The sequence below is a fragment of the Paenibacillus sp. LjRoot56 genome, from assembly GCF_964253335.1.
GTDB classification, from domain to species: domain Bacteria; phylum Bacillota; class Bacilli; order Paenibacillales; family NBRC-103111; genus Paenibacillus_E; species Paenibacillus_E allorhizoplanae.
Genome location: NZ_CAXURV020000005.1, coordinates 129,768 through 146,809 on the forward strand (window position 1 = coordinate 129,768; position 17,042 = coordinate 146,809).

Here is a 17,042-nt window from a genome sequence, read left to right on the forward strand (position 1 = left end):
CCTATAACAAGAAAAGCCCTTGTCTCCATTGGAGACAGGGGCTCTTCTGTGCCGGATTCATCGCCTGCTGCTTGTGTTCGATAAGGTTGGGAGCATCTTTAAATCCTTGACCATGGATGAATTGCAAATCGGACATGCGGGACTATCCGCGAATGAAAAGTTATCTCTCATCCAGCAAGAGCACTGATCAGTGCTGCAGGTCCAGATGCTGGTTTGTTCCTCCGGTACTGGTTCCAATGATTTTTTTGAAAAGTACAATCGAACTCCTCCTTGTCATAATTGACTCTGACGCGCAAGCAGTTAAAGCAATATGTGATGAAGGACTACAGCTTGACTACATTTTCAGCTTGCGGTCCGCGGTTACCTTGAACAACTTCGAATTGCACACGTTGGCCTTCATCCAAGCTTTTGAAACCTTCCCCTGTAATGGCGCTGAAATGAACGAATACGTCATTGCCGCCTTCCATTTCGATAAACCCAAATCCTTTTTCTGCGTTAAACCATTTTACCGTACCAGTTTCCATGTGTTCATAAACCTCCAACAATAATTTGTGCCTGCGATTCTCATCGGCGGAATCAACTCGTTCCGAAGAGCTTGTAAGTCATTAACGCAGCTTTGATAATATATCCATTATTAGGGAAGCTTATTCCACTTTTCTGAAAAAACATCATAGTTATTTTCAACGGCAATGCCCTCTTGACGTTTCTTTATTAGCTGATCTATACTATTCCTAAATTTAGCAAAAGTTTTACGACAATTTCATAGTTCGTATAACCTCGATAATTCGGTTCGGGGGCTCTACTGGGAACCTAAATCCTAACTACGAACACAATATATGCGTATATTGTGTTTGTGGTTAGGATTTTTTTGGTTCCCTTATTCTATTTTAGGAGGCTAATGAAAATGGGTTCCATCTTGATTCAAAATGCGAAGGCAATTGTAACAGTAGATGCAGAGGACCGCGTGTTGGAGCATGCGGATCTGCTGATCGAGGGCAATCAAATTGTACAGATAGGGAAGGGATTATCTCCGAAGGATGCCTCCACGCAAATTATTGATGCGTCCAACATGTTCGTGTATCCTGGTCTCATCAATGTGCATCATCACTTGTATCAGACGTTTACGCGTAACCTGCCGCAGGTGCAGAAGCTTGAGCTATTCGACTGGCTCCGCTATCTGTATGAGATTTGGAAAGGTCTTACGCCGGACGCTGTTTATTATAGCTCACTAACCGGAATTGCAGACCTCTTGAAGAACGGTTGTACGACCGTATTTGACCATCATTATGTTTTTCCTGAGCAACATAGTGCTCATTTCATCGATAAACAATTCGAAGCGGCTGATCGGCTAGGCATTCGTTTCGTGGCTTCTCGTGGATCGATGACGCTGGGCAAGGATCACGGCGGATTGCCGCCGATGAGCGTCGTGCAGGATATCCAGACGATCCTAGCGGATAGCGAGCGGCTTATTGACCTGTATCACGACGCCAGAGCAGGCTCGATGCGGCAGGTCGTGCTCGCGCCATGCTCGCCATTCAGTGTTTCCGCAGATATCCTGTTGGAATCTGCGAGGCTGGCCAGAGCCAAAGGCGTGCGCCTCCATACGCATCTCGCCGAGACGAAGAATGAGGAAGCCTATACGCTCGAACGATTCGGCATGCGGCCATTGGCCTATATGGAAAGCTTAGGCTGGTTAGGCTCCGATGTGTGGTATGCGCATGGCATTCATTTCAATGATGATGAAATGAAGCTGCTTGCTAAGACGAAGACCGGCGTCGCCCATTGCCCCATTTCCAATATGAAGCTATCCTCTGGCATTGCCAGAGTGCCTGAGATGCTGGAGATGGGCATTCCAGTTGGTTTGGCTGTCGATGGCAGCGCTTCTAATGATGGCTCAAATCTGCTGGAGGAGCTTCGCATCGCCTACCTGCTTCACAGGCTGCAATCTAGCGCATTGGCGCCAACCGGATATGATCTATTGAAGGTAGCAACGAGGGGTGGAGCGGAGATCCTAGGTAGATCCGACATTGGGTCGCTGGAGGTAGGTAAATCAGCTGACTTGTTCATGGTGCGAATCGATCAGATAGACGCTGTCGGAACGCATACCGACGCTAAGTCGTGGTTGGGGACAGTAGGCCTCAAACGTGCGGTCGACTACACGGTCGTCAATGGCCGAATCGTAGTGGAGAAGGGGATTCTAACGGGAGCAGATGAGGGAAGGCTGTATGAGGACTGTCAGGCCTCCTACCAGCGCTTCATTCAGCAATAACGAATAAAGCTCGCTCTCTCAGCCTAAGTGGCCTTGAGGAGCGAGCTTAATGTGTTTTAGGCAAGCAGTAGAATAACTAACAGTTCAAAAAGCACAAGCGTCAAAATTTGATTATATTGTGCTGGTGTGTAGATCGGTCTGTGATGCCCTTGTTGGTGACCATGATGAGGATCCGTATTCAGATACACGTGATGGCCATCTGCATTAATGAGAACACCTTCATGTGTATGCCCATCAATTGTCGTGACACGAATCTTACGGCCCATGTGTGGATGTAGTGCATGCATGAGGGCATCTCTTTTGTGCTTCATCATGTGCTGCCAGTTGGGCTCAGCTTGATACAACATATGAGGTCCTTGGTGTCCGTGATGACCTTGCGGCCCTTGTGGATGCATAGGGTTTGTATACATAAACGTTCACTCCTTCTCGTACAACTGCGCTCACGCAGCAGGCTTTCTGCCTAGGTTCATTACTAGACTATTCAGCTATACGAAAAGGGTGATCGCCTATGTAAAAATTACTTAGTCGCGGTGGATCGTGACGACACGCGTCTCATTATTGAATGAAACTACGCAGCCTAGCTGCTCAGCAATGAAGCGAATAGGAACAAAAGTTGAGTTGTCAGACAATGTAGCGGCACTCTCCAGCTCAGGAACAGCGGAGCCGTTTACAGTTGCATTTTTGCTATCCAATGTCAAAAGCAATGTTTTCCCCGTGAGGAAATCAGTAATCGTAACTTGGCGTAGATCACCATTCCAGCCAACCTCAGCACCTAACTGCTCGGAAACAAAGCGAACCGGTACCATCGTCGTGCCAGTGGCATTAATAAATGGTTGAGGTGCGTCGTCTTTAGCTCCCGACCCGTCGGTAACCATATTGATATCTTTTTTGGTCACTTGCAGATCGTTCTTAAGCATTTTATAAAGCGTAGATTGCTTATCTAACGTAGCAAGCACCCTGAAGATTGCCGTAGCATCTGGTTTAAGTTGAAGCGCACCGGACGTATCTACCTTGCTAGCCGTAACCGGTTTATTCAAATTCCAAGATTCACTCACATAGGAAATCTTAATCGCGGTAGCGCCATTGTTTGATTTCGTAAGAGGCATATTGATCGCAATGTTCTGCTTACGAATTTGCTTGTCACTATCAATGAAAAGATCTGCTTGAAGCGATGCCTTAGCACTGAACATATCTTTCGTTGGATCAATGGAATCTGCCAATCCCGCTAGGTAATCATGGATCGGGGAGTACACAAAGCCAAGCGTCAGATCTTTATTCGTTAGCAGACTCAAAGTAATGCTCTTATCTCCAGCTGCAATCTGTTCTTGAATCACAGGAGCAAGCGCATCGTACAACTGGCTAAGCACTTTTTTGAGGCCAGCTTCATCGGCAAGAACGTTAGCTAGCAGCTTTTGCAGAAGAGAAGCTAATTCCGTGCCGCTAAGCTCTACATGTGCTTTTTGCAACGAAAGCGATTCATTATTGACTTTATCCGTTACGGAAGTAATTGCTAGATTAGCAGGATCCGTGGTATTCGCTAAAATAAGTTCGATGAGTCCTGATTTAATCTCAAGTAATTTATTGCCGAATTGTTCTTGGATGGTCTTAGGTAAGAAACTTAAGAAAGAAATATCAGCCCCGCCTAAAAGATCAATAACGATAGGCTGTTTCGCACCTTCAATGCTAAGGTTGATCTTCGTACCCTCCATGGCAACGTTAAAAGGGATAGTACCTTTACTGTAAATAATCTTTCCTTCAGCAGATAGACGTTGGCTGTCCTGCGTTTTTACTGCGAGCTCAACCTTCACATCCTGCAGGGCTGCAAGTGCGGCCTTTTCCCCCGCGGATAGCTTAGACGTATCGCCTGGAACAAGTTCAAGCTGCAAAGTACCTTTCGACTCGGAAGACTTCACATTCGCGCCATTCTGAACGGCCTTTGCCAGTTCCAAACCTTGTATTGATTGACAACCCGTTAGCGTCAACATCATGATTACCAGCGCTGCCGAAATTAACCAAGTCCATTTTTTTGAATACATGGGATAATCTACTCCTTTTGTTTTAATAGATTTAACGATAAGTCATCGAATGATTATACGCAAGTAGTACGAGAAGGATGCGCTTTATATGTTTAAAATTAACGAAGGGGAATTGCTGTCCTCCTATGCGATATAGGGGGATTTTTCTTTGAATCGAAACCTTTTATTCCCAATTTCGTCTAAATTTATGTGGGAGGTAAAGCTGATGATGACGATGTTTATTGTTTGTTTTTTCGTAGGTCTTGTTCTTACGTTGCTCATCACACTTTTCGGTGTGGATAGTTTCGAGCTGCATGGCGATGGAGGAGGTACACATGGTCACGGGCACGGGCATAGTGGCCCATCTTGGTTCAATATGTCTTCGTTGCTCGCGGGTTTGACGGTGTTCGGCGGCATGGGGTACATCCTTAACAAGGTTGGCATGACAAGCGGTTTACTCATTCTTCTCTGTGCTATTGCTGCTGGGTTAGTGATGGCGTGGCTCTTCTTTCTTTTGTATGCGAAGGTTATTTATAAGCACGATGACAGTATGAAGGAGAGCGATTTTGAGCTCAGCGGTCAGTTGGGGAAGCTTACAGTTCCTATTATTGGAAAAGGCATGGGTGAAATGGTGTATGTCCTCCAAGGAACCACGCGCTCCATCAGTGTTCGTTCCGAGAACGGTGAGTCCCTGGCGAAAGGGACGAAGGTTGTTATTTTGAACATGAGCAAAGGTGTGGCAACGGTGACGGAATTTAGTGAATTTGAATAGTAGGTTCTTGCTTCAAACAATAGTGAGGAATGACAGGGAGGTAGGGCAGGAATGATGTATTCAGTGCTTATCATGGTTGTTGCCATTGTAGTTGTTGTTTTTATCTTACTGGCTTCGATTGTAAAAGCGTATAAGAAAGTGCCGCCGAATGAAGCGATGATCGTGTTTGGTTTAGGTGGCAAAAGAGTCGTGCAAGGCGGCGGAACGTTCGTCATCCCCGGTTTTCAAAGTTACAAAACGATCTCGATGATGCTCACGAGCTTTGACGTGAAGCCTGACCAACCGATGTTCTCTCTGCAAGGTATTCGTCTCAAAATTGAAGCTGTCGCTCAAATCAAAATCCAAAGTGATCCCATCGCGATCGCAACCGCTTCCGAGCAGTTCCTGGATCATTCGATGGCGGAGCGGGAAGCGATGATTTTGCACTCAGTAGAAGGGCATCTGCGGGGGTTAGTTGGGCAGTTGACGGTAGAATCGATCCTCAAGAACCCGGATGAGCTTAACAGTAAGATGAGGGAAACATGTTCGGAGGATTTGGATAAAATGGGGCTAAACCTCATTTCCTTCGTGCTGAAACGGGTAGCGGACGATCAAGGCTACATCGAGAATTTGGGTGTACCTGAAGTGGAGAGGATTCGCAAAAGCGCGAGTATTGCCAAAGCGGAAGTCGAGCGCGATATTCAAATCCGGCAGGCGGATACGGAGAAGGAGTCGGCTATTCGCAAGGCGGAAGCCCATCAATTGACGATTGAAGCGGAGAGCGCGGCGTCGGCGAAGGAAGCTCAGTACCGCAAGGAGCTCAGCATGAAGGAAGCGGAGTTCAAGCAGGAGACGACGAGTCGTCAGGCGGAAGCGGATTTGGCCTATGAATTGAAGCAAAAACAAATTCAACAGCAGCTCGTGACGGAGCAGGTACGGATCCGTCAGATGGAAGCGGAGGCGAACAAAACCGTTCGCCAGATCGAGGTCGAGCTGAAGCAGAAGGAGCTCGAGGCTTCTGTTATTAAACCGGCCGAAGCGGAGAAACTGGCGGCGATCATGCGCGCTGAGGTGAGCAAGCAGCGACAAATCCTTGAGGCCGAGGCGGAAGCGGAGTCGACGAGAAAGCGCGGCGAAGCTACGGCGGAGGCGGAGCTCGCCAAAGGGAAGGCGAACGCGGAAGTCGTGCGCCTAGCGGGGCTTGCGGAAGCGGAGGCGCTGGAGAAGAAAGCCGAGGCCTATAAGCAGTATACGCAGGCGGCGGTGACGGTGGAAATTCTCCGCATTCTGCCGGAGCTGGCGGAGAAAATTGCGGCGCCGCTGAGCAACGTGGATAAGATCACCGTGATCTCGCAGGACGGTTCGACGTCCGGCGTCAACCGGATCACCGGCGATATTGCCAAAATGATCGCGCAGGTGCCGGAGGTCACCCAGACACTCACAGGCAAAAGCGTGACCGACCTAGCACGCGCGTTCCTTGGAACGGATGCTGACCCGACGTTGAAGCGGGAAGGATAGGGAAGGGCTTGCGCGGGTGCGGTTAGGCCCGAAAAAAGGGCGCTAAAGTCACGGACACGGAGCTAACAACAAAGCTACACTCTTAACTATAGAGTGCGGCTTTTTTCTTTTGTCAGAACAGCTAACAAGCTAGTCGATTCTACTAGAGATATCAAGCAGATTTTGCTAGATTACGATACAATAGAGAGGATGCGAGTCAACTTCGATGTGAGGAAAGTTTTTGATAGAGGCGGGGAGACATATGCTGATATATAGGAAGTTTCTACGTGATCTTTTACGAAATTATATATTGGGTTCGGGGATTGCTGTTCTTGTTGTGGGCGGGGTTATTATTTCGACAACACTCACGATTTCGGGGGCCGAAATGCTCCGAGTATTTATTATTATGATTTTATCGTTATGTGTCATGATGTTTGCGGAGTTTCTGATATTTCGGAGGCACATTGGGCCTATTCGCGAAATGATGGGGCAAGAGAAGCCAGCGCTTACGACTATTCGTGCAGCCTACTTACAGACACATCGCTTTCCTGCCTTGTCGGTGATGCGGATCATGGGGCCGCACTTTTTGGGGCTATCCATTCCGGCAATGACCATGGCGAGCTTAGGGATCGCGTGGGGTTGGTTGACACTGCCTGCTTTTTACATAGGGCTGGCGGGCATCGGTGCCATACTGATTGCTAGTATGCATGCGTTGCTTGAGTTTTTTACGACGGCGCAAGCCATTCGGCCCATGTTGATACATATACGTGAGTTAGGGCAGCAGATTCATGGGGAGGACGTCTCGTTGGATGGACGCGTCATCGTGTCAATTCAGCGGAAGTTTCAGCTGAGTGCGTTTCTCATCGGCACGATGCCGCTATTTCTTTTTAGCTTAGCAACGCAAATTCGGTTGAGCACAAGCGTGGACTCCTCCCAGCTGATCGCTGATTATTGGAAATGGGCAGCGATTATTCTTTTGCTGGGCGTTGGCTTCTCGTCTTTGGGCGCACGGCTGCTGGCCAGTGATATTCAACAGCCGATTGAGGATTTACATCGCGTGATGAAGCAAGTACAGTCCGGTGATCTCAAAGTTCGGGCCTCTGACTTATACTCGGATGAGTTCTCGCGGTTGATTGCGGGCTTTAACCATATGGTGAAGGGCCTCGATGCCCGTGAAAAAATGAACAATCAGCTCCTGCAGAGCTATTACGCTACGCTTGCGGCAGCTCTCGATGCGCGGGATGCCTATACAGCAGGGCATTCAACGCGCGTTGCCAAGTACTCTTTGTTAATTGGACAAGCGGTTAGCCTGAGCGAACAGGAGCTTGACTGGTTGTACAAAACAGCGCTGCTGCACGATATCGGCAAAATCGGTGTGCGCGATGCGGTGCTGTTAAAGGATGGCCGACTAACCGACGAGGAATTCGAGCAAATCAAGCGTCACCCAGATCTGGGTGAATCGATTTTGAAACAAATTGAGCCCGCTGAGGCGATGGCTCCTTTGCTTCCAGGCGTGCGCTCGCATCACGAGCGCTACGATGGTGCGGGCTATCCGGATGGCCTGAAGGGCCAGGATATCCCGGTGTTCGGCCGCATCATTGCGGTAGCCGATGCGTTCGATGCGATGACGTCCGATCGGCCGTATCGGAAGGGGATGCCTATCGAGAAGGCGATGGCCATTCTCGCAGATGGGAAGGGGAGCCAGTGGGATCCCCGTTTTGTTCAAGGCTTTATGGATGCGTACAAGGCCTAGTTGCTGAGAGTGGTAGTCACATACAGCCCAACCGAAACCACAATAAACCCGCTGTCCAAGAGGACCAGCGGGTTTTATGATCTAGCGGGTTTTCACTTGTGCTTCCACTTCCACGGGCCGAGACTCTGTCTCAGTGGACAGGTAGCGCCCGACCTTGTCAATCCACTCCTGAACGTAGTGATCTGTGGCCCATTGTGCCATGACCAGCTGTTCACCAGGCTCCAGGTCTAAGGTAAGCTGGGGAATGCTGCCAGGTGCTTGCCCGTAGGAGTAGAATTTGAGCGTATCTCCCTCGAAGATGACGAGCATATCGTCCAAGGGGGAGGTTAGCGCATCCGTAGCCTTCGGCCACGAGGACTTGATATTGGTCCAAGAACAACAGATCTCGTCGTGATTAACGACTTTGTCAGGCAATTGGCGTGGGAAATCACGCAGTACGTAAGAATCAGGTCTCGATAAACTAGCTTTCGGTGTTTCAGCAACTTTGCCAACCCACTGTCCTGCCTCACGCTGCACGGTCCAACTCTGTCCCGATACCTCGCTCATTGCATTGTCTGCCATGCTCGACATCCTCGCTAGATCCGTACTCGTACTTGTGCCAAAGACATCCATCAAGGACACGTGGTTCTTGTCCACTGGCTTTTTGTAGAATTGCAAGGTGCGTGCTTCCTTCAATTGTGGAAGCGTGCGCACCCAGATGCGATCCGCATGATAGGGCGCATTGCCATTCCAAGCTGCCTCCGACTCGGCAATGGAGACGTACTGGTTGCCTGCAAACAACAGTGTTTCTACGCGATTAAATTCTTGATCCTCTGGCTCTGTGAAGCGTTCTGTCTTGATGGGCTGATCAGCCAAATGAGCAGATAAATAGTGAGACTCACCTTTGTTCGTCAGATGTGTGAGGGAGTCGATTTTCCAGAAGTTTTGCTTATACGGCATCAAAATACCAGTGCCTTCGGAGGTCTTCTGCAATTGCCCGCGAACGGGCGCTATGAGCATCGTCCGATAGGTGCTGTAACGAAGTGGCGATAGCACGCGCCCCTGGCCGCCACTTGTGGTAGACTGATGCTCTGTCCGTAGCCCAATGAGCAAGGCTGTGTTGATGGGAGCAGGAGGGGGCGTGGAAACGGTGACTGCCGCCGGCATCATTTTCCCTTCGAGCGCAGCAGCCTCACTTTGCGTATGCATCGTATGCCATGGGAAAAGAAGTACAACAGCCATGACCGTACCTATACCAGCAACGCAGAGAAGAGGTTTTACCTTGGACTTGTTGCGCTCCTTCTTTCGAATCTTTTGCTCAATATCCTGCTGAAGCTTGGAGGTGAACCCCTTCTGTACGAGGGGCGCATCTTCCAATTGCTTCTGGAAGTCATCCGGCTCAGGAGTGTTCAAGCGCTTCACGCTCCTTCAGACTAAGAACCTTAAGTCTGGCGTGGTGAAGTCTGGATTTAACGGTTCCTTCCGAAATATCCAGAATAGCTGCCATTTCCTTGGTTGTCATCTGATAATGTGCGTGAAGAATTAAGATTTCTCTATATTTTGCGGATAAAGACATGACCTTCTGCCAAATTTCACTTGCATATAAATTTTCAACCGCTTCTGTTTCAGCCGAACTTGCGGTACCTCCCGATTGCACGAATCCAACCAGAGTCACCTTGCGCCAAAACGCTTTGCGCATATAATCATAAGCGGTATTGCGGGTTATCGTAAGCAACCAGGTTTTAACCGCAGCTTCACCACGGAAAGTCGTCAGATTGCGATATACTTTTAAGAAAGCATCCTGTGCAATATCGTCAGCTGCATCTTTATTACGACAAATACTGAAGGCATAATTCCACACATCATTCCCGTAGGTTTCCATTAAATTACGAAGGATCACCTTCTGATCTGTTGTTTCTGCAATGTACTTCAAATAATCAAATACATGGACACCCGTCGTTTCCAATTCTCTCACCTCTCCTATATAGACGCATCTATTCCCGAAAAGTTCACCATTGGAAATAAAAACATTACTTATAACTTTCGTAAGCCCCTGCCCCTTTGTGCCTCATCAGAGCCTATTCTTTATTGAAACTGTTCATGCCCAATAGTTAGAGCGTGATCGGCAGGAAATTGTACCTAGAAAACAGAACAATTAAAGATAGAAACTGGAACGTATGCGTTCTTGCTTGACAACGAAGCGCTTTAGCACGCAATATGAAGGAAGGACTAGATCCTTCGGAGAGGAAGAGCAGCATGAATTTCGTTGAGCATATAGCAGATCATTTGCGATCCGGGCTAATAAGCAATTATCCGCAGCCGATTGCCCTGAACCTAGGTTTAGTGTACACCGTGAAGCTAGAAGACAAGAAGACGAATTTAATTTGGCTTCCTTATGAATATACAGGTTTAGCTTACATCGATATGGGCCTGCAGGTGAATGTTTACCCGTACTACCGGGGCACAATTATCGAGGAAATTGAACTTTCCCGAGGAACGGATCTCTACAAGCCACAGACGGAAGAAGCGTTCATGAAGACTCTCTATACAAAGGGGTATGAGCTGCATCAACTGCTGCAAGAAGAGCAATACAGTCATTTACAGGGGAGTGCACCTGATTACCTAGCTAAAATGATGTACATTGTCGACTGGATGCGCTACTACAATTCTGCTAAAGCGGTAGCAGGGACGAAAAAGAAAGAGTAATCATGTTCACGATAGCGGATCTTGCTTTCTACCTAGTAGAGGGCAGGGTCTTTTTGGCCTTTTATATGGCTATAGACCCAGTTAAGGGGGGCGTTTCCTGCCTCAATGAATGGGCTTTTTAGCATGTTCTCAAAGACTAGTAGAAGGCTTATCCTAGAGAATGGTAGAAGTTGGTGCCGAAAATTAGGATAGAAGCGGAGAAATTGGCGATGATACGATGGAATAAATGGCTGACAATTGCGACGATCGGTTGCCTATTAACAATAGGTGGCCTGCAAGGTAGAAGCGAGGCAGCAGGGTTTAAGGATATTGGGGGTCATTGGGCGGAGCAGACGATCGATCAGATGGTGCAGCAAGGTTTATTGGATGGCTTTCCGGATGGAACATTCCGACCAGATGAGACCGTTACCGCAGATCAATTTGTGAAAATTGTACTGCTAGCCTTCACAGATAAGTTCCCAAATGGGGAACGGAAGTGGAAGACAAGCTTTTTGCAAACGCTGAGTGCAGGTAATCAAAATATTTTACAACAGGACTACCGGGATTTCACGTTTAAGCCGAACACGGTCGGTTACTGGGCTAAGCCATATTTGGATTTGGCAAGTGATCTTCATTTTATAAGCAAAGGACAATTCACTGATTATAAAGCTTCATTGAAGCGAGAAGATGTCGCGGAGATTTTGTACTATTTATTGAAGGAAACGGAATATTTGGAGGACGAGACATATAGTCTTGCAGCAGCATCTCATTTCGGAGATTTACAGAGCGCAACGAGCAGGCAGCAGAAGTTTATCGGAGAGTCGATGACGAAGGGGATCATGGAAGGGTATCCGAATGGTTACTTCGGGGTAGGTCAATATGTGACACGTGCCGAAGCGTTGCAAATTATTACGCGTTTGCAGACGAAATCAAAGCGCGTCAGCGTGAAAAATGATAACGAAGCTTTCATCAAAGTCGTGCCAACCAAGGATGGCAGCTACAAGAAGCTCGTTTTCCCAGATGAGCGCATGCTGCAAGCCTACGAAGTGATGGAAGGGGCAGGCAAGCTGCGCGGGACGAATTACGATCTGGAAGAAACGACGCTGCGTCTATTTCGGAATTCAGAAGCCAAAGCGCAATCTCTGAGCGGAGCTACGGCCGAAGCGCGCAACAGCAATGAAGCTTCTCTCTGGTTGGATCCACAGTTTGCGACCTATGGCGTCACTGTCCGTCTGGAGGACGGGGTGCTTGCTCGTAACACGGAAAGCATCCGCAAGTTTACGGATTTCCTATTCGGGTATGATGCAGACATTTTCAACCGCCAGTTTACGGATGCCTGCGCACGTGCTGCAGCGAAAGGTGTTCTTGAAACAACGACAACGCAAATCGGTAACTATTCGGTGGAAACACGACTGGAGTCGGATGGGAAGACGATCGTTTTCTCTATTATCCATTCTTAATGGTCGTTATAAGCTGTACATACAAGTTTAATTATATGTCCTTTAATTACGAAACACCTAACTAACATATACGTACAAGTGTATAATGTCAGAAGACCTCGTTGTCGTGGATCTGCAGGGTAACCTTGTGGAAGGCAAATTGAAGCCATCTTCGGATACGCCAACGCATTTGGCGTTGTACCGCGCTTTTCCATCGATTGGAGGTATCGTTCACACGCACTCGCCGTAGGCGACAAGCTGGGCGCAGGCTAGCCGCGCGATTCCGGCACTCGGTACGACACATGCTGATTACTTCTACGGCGAAGTGCCGTGCACGCGTCTGATGACTGAGGCGGAGATTCAAGGGGCTTACGAGTTGGAAACAGGCCATGTGATCATCGAAACGTTCCGTGAGTTGGATCCCGCGATGGTTCCGAGCGTGCTGGTGAACTGCCATGCACCGTTTAGCTGGGGTAAGGATGCCCACAATGCGGTTCACAACGCAGTTGTACTGGAAGAGGTTGCGAAGATCGCGTATCGTACGTACAACCTGAATCCTTCCATTCAGCCGATGGACCAAACCTTGCTGGATCGTCATTTTCTAAGAAAGCACGGCGCAAACGCATATTACGGACAAAAATAAGATCTTATTGAGGGCAATCTGCTGAATTAGCGGATTGTCCTTTTGTACACATACATAAGGAGAGGAGTTAGTCGATGAAATAGACTAACTCCAGCGCGACAGCGGCAATTGTAGAAGAGATAGTCGGTTTTGTAGACTAATTCCGGGGTTTCAGGCTCAGTTTCACCAAAGTTAATCGGTTTTGTAGACTAACTCGGGCGCGCTAGTGGCAATTGTAGAGGAGTTAGTCGCTCCAGTACCTTTTGGCGGGGAGCCGTTCATTTGGTATGATGAAAGTAGACTAGGCAGAAGAGGATGATGACAGATGTTTGCGAAATCGAATTATAGCGGAACAAGAGAAGAACAATATACATTGCTGATCGGGCAAGCCCACGCGTTAATACAGGATGAACCGAACCGTATTGCGAATCTGGCGAATGCATCTGCATTGCTGGGGCAGTTTCTAGAAGACATCAACTGGGTAGGATTCTACTTGGTGGATGATCAGCTTGAGCGGAAGGAGCTTGTGCTCGGACCTTTTCAGGGATTGCCGGCCTGCGTGCGAATTCCTTTCGGTAAAGGGGTGTGCGGTACGGCTGCTGAGCGCATGGAAACTGTGCTTGTTCCTGATGTCCACGCTTTCCCGGGACATATCGCTTGTGATGCGGCTTCGCAATCGGAGATCGTGATCCCGATTATAGTGAGAGACGAACTTGTCGGGGTGCTGGATATCGACAGCCCCAGCCTCAATCGGTTCGATGATGTCGACCAGCGTTATCTGGAGCAGTTTGTGCAGAAGCTCGCCGCTGCGTTGTAACCTAGATATCTAGCGAGTTCTCGCGGCGATAAGCAGGAAAATAAGTTCCGCCGTCATTTCGGCGAAGGGACGTTTCACAAAGAACCGCCAGCTGCTTAAGCAACTGGCGGTTCTTTTGGTCTCATTATGAAGAGTAAGCGTCGGTACTGATAATAGCCGATAGAAGTTTGCGCATCGATCGCGTGCCGACTTTATCCATGATTTTCTCGATGTGTACTTTGACTGTTTTTTCACTGATGAAGCAATAATCTGCGATTTCTTTGTTGCTATAACCACGCAAAGCGATAAGGCTAATAATTTCGGCTTCACGCGTTGTAAGGACATGTCGAGATGCAAAATGTGTGATAACAGAAGGTAGTTTGGTAGGAAGAAGATTTCTAACAAGGTTCTCTTGAACAGGGGGCATGCTTAAACGACCTCAATATCTCAATAAATGTCTAGCGTATCCTTTATTATAACAGAGTTAGCTATCCTATAGCAGGGAAGAGCGTGTCGAATTTCCAAATTTTTATGTAATTTCTGTCGAGTTAAACTGACGGAACGCTGATGCCACGGTCAATTCTAGCCGGCTTTAGAAAATTAGAAAGAGTGGGAACCAGCATCTCACTAATCCTTGCTTTGAATCACAAGTAGTAAGCCTGAGGTAAGCTCAATGAGGCCTTCTGGTTCAAGGAGAATATTACTGATACCAAGCGACATCCCAATTTCAAGCGTTGCTTGATGAAGGGGATATTGAAAGCCATGCAGTGTGATTCCCGTTACCTCTAGGCTTAGTGGAAGCAGGGAAGTATGTGTGTACGGACCCTTCCTCACGCGAGTCGGTCGATCGATCACCATAATGAGATTATTAGCATCCATAATCGCACAGGGAATGCCATGCGCGATGCCTTTGCGAAGCAAATGCACATTAGCAAGGGAATGATCGAACCGTGTGCCTAACGCGCCGACGAGCAGAATTTGGCTTGGATTTTGATCCAGCGCCCAATTAAAAGCCATCTCCGTATCCGTCAGATCCTTATAAATCGGATCACAGTCTATGAACTCTTGGCTGGAAGCTCGAATAAGGGCAAGCTCCTCGGTTGTAACGGAGTCGAAATCCCCCATCGATATATGAGGGAGGTGGCCGTTTTGAATGAGAAAAAGGGCCCCACGATCGGAACCAACCAGAATATCATCCGCGCAAATCTCCTGAAGTGCCCAATCGCCAAGTGTGCCGCCTGTTATTATCATTATGCGTGTCATATAGGAATCCCCCGGGGAAAATTAACCAATGTATTCCCCTAGTATAGCACAGAAAAATAAAAAACCGAGAAGCCATAGAGGCCGCTCGGTTTCTTTGTGCAGGATGACGCTTAGTAAAGCTTAGGTTCTTGCATCTACACGCTTACGCATGGGGTTAAGTTCCGACTGATCATGATCAATCTCCGCCTCATCTGCAAAGCCTTGCAGCTCATACGTACTACGGCCTAGAACCAGGTCGGCGGGGAACTCATCACCTCGTTTAAGTGTAACCTCTTGCCCAGCCTCATTGGCATAAATACCGTCGGTTTCGACCGTATCGCCAGTCATGGGATCCATTGATTTGTTCTTCGACATTCAACATGCCTCCTTTCCTGTTGCTTATCCTTACCATTTCCAAGGTTGCAGGAAATTATGAGGAGAATCATGTAGAATGAGAAGGTCATTATAGCTTGTACGCAGAGAGGAATGAAAGGCATGGCTTTATGGGGGACGATCGTGAATGCAGTGGCCATTATTATCGGTGGATTATTAGGCATCCTGCTGCCCCGCATCTCAGAAAGTATAAAAAACACAGTTCTACAGGGCCTAGGGCTCGCAATTACTGTGCTAGGTATTACAATGGCACTCAAAACAGATCAAATTGTGCTCGTTATCATGAGCATTGTGATTGGCGGTATTCTTGGAGAGCTCATGCGAATAGAAGCGAATCTGACCAAACTTGGCGATTGGCTGCAGACCAAGATAAGCAAGCAACCGACATCTCATCCAGCGGCCCCAACTAGCATATCAGAAGGCTTCGTCACCTGTACGCTTGTTTATTGCATCGGTGCTATGGCGATACTAGGCCCTTTGGATGGCGGGCTGCGTCATAATCATGATATTTTATACACCAAGTCGCTGCTGGACGGTTTCTTATCCATTATTTTCGCATCCACCTTGGGGATTGGCGTTGTCTTCTCTGCCGCATCCGTGTTTGTGATGCAAGGAACGATTGCGTTGTTGGCAACTGTGATCGCCATGGCGTTCAGCCAAGCGTCTCTGGATGCCATGATTGTACAAATTACCGCGGTAGGTGGCGTGTTGGTGATTGGTGTGGGAATGAATATTTTGCAAATAAGAAAAATCAACGTGGCCAACATGCTGCCTGCTCTAGTTATTGCCGCGGCAGCAGTGCCTCTCCAGCAGTTCATAACGGAGTGGTTGCATCGCTAGATTTATATAGCGGATCCGTTAAATTTGTAGCCTACGCCTCGTACAGTAATGATGTAGCGGGGCTCAGCTGGATTAAGTTCAATTTTTTTGCGTAAATTGCTAATATGTACAATGAGTGTGCGTGGATCGCCCATGCTGTCCAAGCTCCAGATGAGTTCAAAGAGGTGTTCGATTTTATAAACACGGTTAGGTGTCTTGGCCATTAGGGAGAGCAGGTCGAATTCTTTGGCTGAAAGGGAGATCGTTTGTCCATGCGCACGTACGATGTGGCTCACGAGATCAATTTCTAAACCAGGGAATTTAACCAATTGGGGATCATCCTGATGCTGCTCACGAATGGAGTTGCGGCGAAGAAGTGCTTTGACCCGGGCTACAAGTTGACTAGGGCTGAATGGCTTCGTCATATAATCATCGCCACCCATGCTGAGACCAAGAATGATGTCAATATCCTCACTTTTACATGAAATAAATAGGATTGGCGTATTGCTCGTTTTGCGGAGCTGACGACACACCTCTATACCATCAAGTCCTGGCAGCAAAATATCCAGAATAATGAGATCAGGCCTATGTTCTCTAACAATGCCAAACACATCATGTCCGTTATTGGCACTGATCACTTTATAGCCTTCACGCGCCAAGTAGAGTTGAATTAACTGGACAATTTCTTGCTCGTCATCAACGACTAAAATGGTTTCTCCTGCCATGTTTGAAATCCCCCTCAGTGATGAAACAACTCCTAATGTAAGAAGGGTGTTTCCCTC

Annotated in this window: 18 protein-coding genes, 1 pseudogene and 1 riboswitch; of the genes and pseudogenes, 9 read left to right on the plus strand and 10 right to left on the minus strand. The window is 47.9% G+C overall.

Annotated features, from left to right (window positions below; all coding sequences use genetic code 11):
• Positions 1–57: 57 nt before the first annotated feature.
• Together ACSQ8O_RS32595 and ACSQ8O_RS32600 are read right to left on the minus strand one after the other, a co-directional pair.
• Positions 58–258: a cold-shock protein gene (locus tag ACSQ8O_RS32595; RefSeq protein WP_081787428.1), complete on the minus strand. Its 201-nt coding sequence runs from the start codon at positions 256–258 to the stop codon at positions 58–60.
• Between the two features lie 65 nt (positions 259–323).
• Positions 324–524 carry a cold-shock protein gene (locus tag ACSQ8O_RS32600; RefSeq protein WP_028555458.1) on the minus strand — a complete coding sequence of 67 codons (201 nt, stop codon included), beginning with the start codon at positions 522–524 and terminating at the stop codon, positions 324–326.
• Between the two features lie 223 nt (positions 525–747).
• A riboswitch (purine riboswitch) is annotated at positions 748–844 on the plus strand.
• A 60-nt stretch (positions 845–904) separates the two neighbouring features.
• On the opposite strand from ACSQ8O_RS32600, the gene ACSQ8O_RS32605 reads away from it, so the two are divergent.
• Positions 905–2,269 (plus strand): 8-oxoguanine deaminase, encoded by a 1,365-nt coding sequence (locus ACSQ8O_RS32605; RefSeq protein WP_436245088.1) that lies wholly within the window; start codon positions 905–907, stop codon positions 2,267–2,269.
• A gap of 56 nt (positions 2,270–2,325) precedes the next feature.
• On the opposite strand, the gene ACSQ8O_RS32610 is transcribed toward ACSQ8O_RS32605, so the two are convergent.
• Positions 2,326–2,679: a hypothetical protein gene (locus ACSQ8O_RS32610; protein WP_436245089.1), complete on the minus strand. Its 354-nt coding sequence runs from the start codon at positions 2,677–2,679 to the stop codon at positions 2,326–2,328.
• Positions 2,680–2,790: 111 nt separating this feature from the next.
• Positions 2,791–4,305 carry a copper amine oxidase N-terminal domain-containing protein gene (locus ACSQ8O_RS32615; protein ID WP_436245090.1) on the minus strand — a complete coding sequence of 505 codons (1,515 nt, stop codon included), beginning with the start codon at positions 4,303–4,305 and terminating at the stop codon, positions 2,791–2,793.
• Positions 4,306–4,510: 205 nt separating this feature from the next.
• Here ACSQ8O_RS32615 and ACSQ8O_RS32620 point away from each other — a divergent pair, with 205 nt between their 5' ends.
• The 3 genes from ACSQ8O_RS32620 (at position 4,511) to ACSQ8O_RS32630 (ending at position 8,285) form a co-directional block, all read left to right on the plus strand.
• Positions 4,511–5,056, plus strand: a complete 546-nt coding sequence (locus tag ACSQ8O_RS32620) for a hypothetical protein (RefSeq protein ID WP_436245091.1) — start codon at positions 4,511–4,513, stop codon at positions 5,054–5,056.
• A 51-nt stretch (positions 5,057–5,107) separates the two neighbouring features.
• Complete coding sequence (locus ACSQ8O_RS32625; RefSeq protein ID WP_436245092.1) at positions 5,108–6,553, plus strand: flotillin family protein; 1,446 nt, start codon at positions 5,108–5,110, stop codon at positions 6,551–6,553.
• A 241-nt stretch (positions 6,554–6,794) separates the two neighbouring features.
• Positions 6,795–8,285: an HD domain-containing phosphohydrolase gene (locus ACSQ8O_RS32630; RefSeq protein WP_436245093.1), complete on the plus strand. Its 1,491-nt coding sequence runs from the start codon at positions 6,795–6,797 to the stop codon at positions 8,283–8,285.
• An 81-nt stretch (positions 8,286–8,366) separates the two neighbouring features.
• Here ACSQ8O_RS32630 and ACSQ8O_RS32635 read toward each other — a convergent pair whose 3' ends face one another.
• Positions 8,367–9,686: a hypothetical protein gene (locus tag ACSQ8O_RS32635; protein ID WP_436245094.1), complete on the minus strand. Its 1,320-nt coding sequence runs from the start codon at positions 9,684–9,686 to the stop codon at positions 8,367–8,369.
• Positions 9,664–10,230 carry an RNA polymerase sigma factor gene (locus tag ACSQ8O_RS32640; RefSeq protein ID WP_056610767.1) on the minus strand — a complete coding sequence of 189 codons (567 nt, stop codon included), beginning with the start codon at positions 10,228–10,230 and terminating at the stop codon, positions 9,664–9,666. Before ACSQ8O_RS32640 ends, ACSQ8O_RS32635 begins: the two co-directional genes overlap by 23 nt.
• Positions 10,231–10,520: 290 nt before the next feature.
• Between ACSQ8O_RS32640 and ACSQ8O_RS32645 the strand changes: the two genes are divergently transcribed.
• The 4 genes and pseudogenes from ACSQ8O_RS32645 to ACSQ8O_RS32660 all read left to right on the plus strand — a co-directional run bounded on the left by ACSQ8O_RS32645 (position 10,521) and on the right by ACSQ8O_RS32660 (position 13,827).
• The gene (locus ACSQ8O_RS32645) at positions 10,521–10,970 is read left to right on the plus strand and encodes a hypothetical protein (protein WP_436245095.1); all 450 of its coding nucleotides are present in this window, start codon (positions 10,521–10,523) and stop codon (positions 10,968–10,970) included.
• Positions 10,971–11,179: 209 nt separating this feature from the next.
• Positions 11,180–12,409 carry an S-layer homology domain-containing protein gene (locus tag ACSQ8O_RS32650; protein ID WP_056610759.1) on the plus strand — a complete coding sequence of 410 codons (1,230 nt, stop codon included), beginning with the start codon at positions 11,180–11,182 and terminating at the stop codon, positions 12,407–12,409.
• 73 nt (positions 12,410–12,482) lie between these two features.
• Positions 12,483–13,031, plus strand: a pseudogene (gene araD / locus ACSQ8O_RS32655) (L-ribulose-5-phosphate 4-epimerase AraD); the annotation flags it as partial.
• 304 nt (positions 13,032–13,335) lie between these two features.
• Positions 13,336–13,827 (plus strand): GAF domain-containing protein, encoded by a 492-nt coding sequence (locus ACSQ8O_RS32660; RefSeq protein WP_436245096.1) that lies wholly within the window; start codon positions 13,336–13,338, stop codon positions 13,825–13,827.
• Between the two features lie 124 nt (positions 13,828–13,951).
• Here the strand turns inward: ACSQ8O_RS32660 and ACSQ8O_RS32665 are convergent, their stop codons facing one another.
• The 3 genes from ACSQ8O_RS32665 to ACSQ8O_RS32675 all read right to left on the minus strand — a co-directional run bounded on the left by ACSQ8O_RS32665 (position 13,952) and on the right by ACSQ8O_RS32675 (position 15,423).
• Positions 13,952–14,233 carry a response regulator transcription factor gene (locus ACSQ8O_RS32665; RefSeq protein WP_436245097.1) on the minus strand — a complete coding sequence of 94 codons (282 nt, stop codon included), beginning with the start codon at positions 14,231–14,233 and terminating at the stop codon, positions 13,952–13,954.
• A gap of 200 nt (positions 14,234–14,433) precedes the next feature.
• Positions 14,434–15,069, minus strand: coding sequence for a thiamine diphosphokinase (locus ACSQ8O_RS32670; protein ID WP_436245098.1), 636 nt, complete (start codon positions 15,067–15,069; stop codon positions 14,434–14,436).
• 120 nt (positions 15,070–15,189) lie between these two features.
• Positions 15,190–15,423: a hypothetical protein gene (locus tag ACSQ8O_RS32675; protein WP_056610744.1), complete on the minus strand. Its 234-nt coding sequence runs from the start codon at positions 15,421–15,423 to the stop codon at positions 15,190–15,192.
• Positions 15,424–15,543: 120 nt separating this feature from the next.
• On the opposite strand from ACSQ8O_RS32675, the gene ACSQ8O_RS32680 reads away from it, so the two are divergent.
• Positions 15,544–16,281, plus strand: coding sequence for a DUF554 domain-containing protein (locus tag ACSQ8O_RS32680; RefSeq protein WP_436245099.1), 738 nt, complete (start codon positions 15,544–15,546; stop codon positions 16,279–16,281).
• A 2-nt stretch (positions 16,282–16,283) separates the two neighbouring features.
• On the opposite strand, the gene ACSQ8O_RS32685 is transcribed toward ACSQ8O_RS32680, so the two are convergent.
• On the minus strand, positions 16,284–16,985 hold the full coding sequence (locus tag ACSQ8O_RS32685; protein WP_436245100.1) for a response regulator: 702 nt from the start codon (positions 16,983–16,985) through the stop codon (positions 16,284–16,286).
• Between the last annotated feature and the right edge of the window lie 57 nt (positions 16,986–17,042).

Bases quoted from the DNA above. Each gene is read 5' to 3' on its own strand.
- ACSQ8O_RS32645 (WP_436245095.1), top strand. From the start codon at position 10,521: ATGAATTTCGTTGAGCATATAGCAGATCATTTGCGATCCGGGCTAATA.
- ACSQ8O_RS32610 (WP_436245089.1), bottom strand. From the start codon at position 2,679: ATGTATACAAACCCTATGCATCCACAAGGGCCGCAAGGTCATCACGGA.
- ACSQ8O_RS32625 (WP_436245092.1), top strand. From the start codon at position 5,108: ATGATGTATTCAGTGCTTATCATGGTTGTTGCCATTGTAGTTGTTGTT.
- ACSQ8O_RS32620 (WP_436245091.1), top strand. From the start codon at position 4,511: ATGATGACGATGTTTATTGTTTGTTTTTTCGTAGGTCTTGTTCTTACG.
- ACSQ8O_RS32600 (WP_028555458.1), bottom strand. From the start codon at position 524: ATGGAAACTGGTACGGTAAAATGGTTTAACGCAGAAAAAGGATTTGGG.
- ACSQ8O_RS32660 (WP_436245096.1), top strand. From the start codon at position 13,336: ATGTTTGCGAAATCGAATTATAGCGGAACAAGAGAAGAACAATATACA.
- ACSQ8O_RS32630 (WP_436245093.1), top strand. From the start codon at position 6,795: ATGCTGATATATAGGAAGTTTCTACGTGATCTTTTACGAAATTATATA.
- ACSQ8O_RS32675 (WP_056610744.1), bottom strand. From the start codon at position 15,423: ATGTCGAAGAACAAATCAATGGATCCCATGACTGGCGATACGGTCGAA.
- ACSQ8O_RS32680 (WP_436245099.1), top strand. From the start codon at position 15,544: ATGGCTTTATGGGGGACGATCGTGAATGCAGTGGCCATTATTATCGGT.
- ACSQ8O_RS32650 (WP_056610759.1), top strand. From the start codon at position 11,180: ATGATACGATGGAATAAATGGCTGACAATTGCGACGATCGGTTGCCTA.
- ACSQ8O_RS32665 (WP_436245097.1), bottom strand. From the start codon at position 14,233: ATGCCCCCTGTTCAAGAGAACCTTGTTAGAAATCTTCTTCCTACCAAA.
- ACSQ8O_RS32605 (WP_436245088.1), top strand. From the start codon at position 905: ATGGGTTCCATCTTGATTCAAAATGCGAAGGCAATTGTAACAGTAGAT.
- ACSQ8O_RS32615 (WP_436245090.1), bottom strand. From the start codon at position 4,305: ATGTATTCAAAAAAATGGACTTGGTTAATTTCGGCAGCGCTGGTAATC.
- ACSQ8O_RS32685 (WP_436245100.1), bottom strand. From the start codon at position 16,985: ATGGCAGGAGAAACCATTTTAGTCGTTGATGACGAGCAAGAAATTGTC.
- ACSQ8O_RS32670 (WP_436245098.1), bottom strand. From the start codon at position 15,069: ATGACACGCATAATGATAATAACAGGCGGCACACTTGGCGATTGGGCA.